The following is a 3,176-nucleotide window of genomic DNA, read 5'->3' on the forward strand; positions in this document are numbered from 1 at the left end:
CCCGCCGCGCTGCAAGCGAGACCGAAGGCCCGGCCGGTCGGGGCGCATCTGGTATTGGCGATATTGCTTCTCCTGATCTTCGGCCTGGGCGTTTATCCGGCCCCCTTCATCGATCTGCTGCATCCGGAGATCAACGTTCCGAAGCAAAGCGCCGCGCAGCAGTAGGTCGGCAATCCTTTCCAATCGCAAACGGTCATCCGGGGAGCGCCCGAATGACCCTTCCAATCGCAAACGGTCGCTTTAGTCGCGACCCTTCCAATCGCAAACGGCGTCTCCGGGAGCGCCAGAGCTGCCCTTCCGACAAAGCCCTTCGCCAACTCGGTGTGTCGGCAAAGGATTGCCGACCTACGAATTTCCCGATCCTCGCCGCTGAACGGCGGTGAAAAACACTCTAACAGGCCATTTGCAGTCAATCCTTCCGTGCGAGTGGAAACTGCTCCAAGAACCCTTCGCCAAAAATAATCCAATCCTCATCTGATTTTAATTTTTCCCTCGGCAGTTCGCTCATCTTGCTCCCGTAGGCTAATGCTCGAAGGCTGTCTCTGTCTCCGTACTCGGCAGCCTTCTCGATGTCGCGAGGAATAACAAGAGGTTCACGAACATGCCACTCGGTTTTGGAATCGTATTCAGAGGACTTTACAAACAGTATGGGCACACAGTGATCGTGTTGTTGAGATTTCTGGACATCGCGATGCTGCTGGCCGCTGCTTGGGTCGCCTTTTATTTCTGGCATCAGAAGCCGGTCATCGATCAGGACCATAGGGTCGTGATCGCTCTCGGCATTCTGGGAGCCATCATTTTCTTCGAGATCGGGCAGATTTATCGCCCGTGGCGTAACGACGCGATGCGGGGGGAACTGGTCCGCATCCTGCGAGCCTGGCTATTCACCTTGATCTCGGTCGTATCCATCGTCGCCCTGGTCCGCTTGCATGTGTGGCTTGGTTCCAGCTATCGCTGGATCGCGACCTGGGGCGTGCTGGGCTTTCTGTTCGTCGTTCTCTCGCGAGCGGTGCTTTCGCGCGTGCTCCGGATATTGCGCGCCCGCGGCTGGCAGCAAGGCCGGATCGTGATGGTCGGGCTGAACGAGATGGCGATCGCCGCGAGCCGGCAGTTGAACGAATCGCCGTGGGCCGGTTTGCAGGTGATCGGTTATGTCGACGACCGCGCCAATCCCAGAGGGCTGGCCGGAGATGTTTCCCTGCCTCGGCTCGGCGGGCTCAAGGATCTGGCGTCCCTGGTGACGCGCGAAGCCATCGACGAAGTCTGGGTTGCGTTTCCGTTCAAGGGCGAGTCGCGCGCGGAGCAGGTGCTTCACGAACTGCGTCATTTGCCGGTCAGCATCCGGCTGGTGATCGACTGCTTCGCTTTCAAGATGAGCAAGTTCCTGAATCTGAACGAAGTCGCCGGCATCCCGACGCTCGATATTTCGGTGTCGCCGTTGCACGGCATCAACCGCTACATCAAGGAAATCGAAGACCGTCTGTTGGCACTCGTTCTCCTGATCCTGGCAAGCCCGGTGATGCTGTTCATCGCCGTCGGGGTAAAACTCAGCTCGCCGGGGCCGGTGTTCTATCGACAGGAGCGGGTAGGTTGGAACAATCGCTCGTTCGTTATGCTCAAGTTCCGGTCCATGCCGATGAACGCGGAGTCGAAAACCGGTCCGGTCTGGGCGAAGCCCGGCGAAAACCGCGCCACGCCGTTCGGGGCCTTCCTGCGCAAGAGCAGCCTGGACGAACTGCCGCAGCTCATCAACGTACTCATGGGCGACATGTCGCTGGTGGGTCCGCGGCCCGAGCGCCCGGATTTCGTGGAAGTGTTCAAGGATCAGGTGCCGAACTACATGAAGAAGCACATGGTGAAGGCCGGCATCACCGGCTGGGCGCAAGTGAACGGCTGGCGCGGCGACACCGACCTGAACAAGCGCATCGAGCACGATCTTTATTACATCCAGAACTGGTCGGTCTGGTTCGATCTGGAGATCGCCATGAGAACCGTCGTGTCCGGCTTCGTCAACAAGAACGCCTATTGATGTGGGCCTTGCGGGAAAGGGGTAAGCATCCATGATTGCATCGTCATTTTCGAATTCGTTGGTCGGGAAGCCGGGGGCGCTGGCCGGGATTCTGGCGCTGTGGCTGTCCGTTTTTCTCCCCGGCTGTTCGCTGACCCCCGGCATGGATATGAAGCGGGGCAGCGATATCTCGGACGCGACCGTGCCGGTCATGAAGGACGGCAAGCTGGTCAAGGAGAAGGTCAAGATCGTGCCGATCACCGCCGATTTGATCATCGAGCGGGAAAACGCAAGACTGCAAGACGCCAGTAAGCTCACCCTGCCGAGCTCGGAAGCGGGGGCGGGGCCGTACCGGGTCGGGCCGCACGACCGGTTGCAGATCACGGTTTGGGATCACCCCGAGCTCAACGATCCGGGCGGAGAGAAGATTCTGCCCGAACTGGCGGGCAAGGTCGTTCAAGATGACGGCACGATCTTCTATCCCTATGTCGGCACCGTTCACGTGGCGGACAAAACCGTGTCCGAAATCAGGGATCTGTTGAGCGAGGGGCTTTCCAAATATTTCAAGAAGGTCAAGCTCGATGTCCGCGTGCTCTCGTTCGAGGCCCACAAAGTTGCCGTGGTCGGCGAGGTGAAACATCCGGGGGTCCAGTCGATGGTGGATACGCCGCTCAATGTCGCGGAAGCCATCAGTCGCGCGGGTGGCGTGACGGCGGAGGCGGATTTGAGTCACGTGACCTTGTCGCGCGGGGAAAAGCTCTATCCGATCAACCTCCAAGCCCTTTATGAACAGGGCAATAACGGCCAGAACTTGCAACTGATGGACGGCGACGTGCTGAACGTACCCGATCGCTACCACAGCAAGGTCTTCGTCACCGGCGAAGTGGGGCGGCAGCAGGCGCTGCAAATCCACAAGGGCAAAATGACGCTCGCGCAGGCTTTGTCGGAATCCAACGGTGTCGACTTCAATACCTCCAACACCGAGGAGATTTACGTCATTCGAGCCGGACAGACCAAGCCGGAAATTTTCCAGCTCGACGGGGAATCGCCCGATGCCATGATTCTGGCCGAACAATTTTCGCTGCAGCCGCACGACATCGTTTTCGTGGGTACGGCGGGTGTCACTCAATGGTCGAGGGTACTCAACCAGTTGCTGCCGTCGTCCTTT

2 protein-coding genes are annotated in these 3,176 nt (G+C 58.9%); both read left to right on the forward strand.

All coding sequences use genetic code 11. The features are described 5' to 3' along the window. The first annotated feature begins 601 nt into the window (after positions 1 to 601). Entirely contained in the window at positions 602 to 2,029 is a 1,428-nt protein-coding gene (locus ABJK70_RS22540) for an undecaprenyl-phosphate glucose phosphotransferase (RefSeq protein WP_156880785.1), read from the forward strand. A gap of 31 nt (positions 2,030 to 2,060) precedes the next feature. Continuing rightward, positions 2,061 to 3,176 (forward strand): polysaccharide biosynthesis/export family protein (locus tag ABJK70_RS22545; protein WP_347259204.1); only part of this gene is annotated, 1,116 nt, incomplete at its 3' end.

The organism is Methylocaldum sp., from assembly GCF_039794385.1.
Lineage (GTDB): Bacteria > Pseudomonadota > Gammaproteobacteria > Methylococcales > Methylococcaceae > Methylocaldum.

What these genes read in the sequence shown, in the direction of transcription:
- ABJK70_RS22540 (WP_156880785.1), top strand. Translation starts at nt 602, where the DNA reads ATGCCACTCGGTTTTGGAATCGTATTCAGAGGACTTTACAAACAGTAT.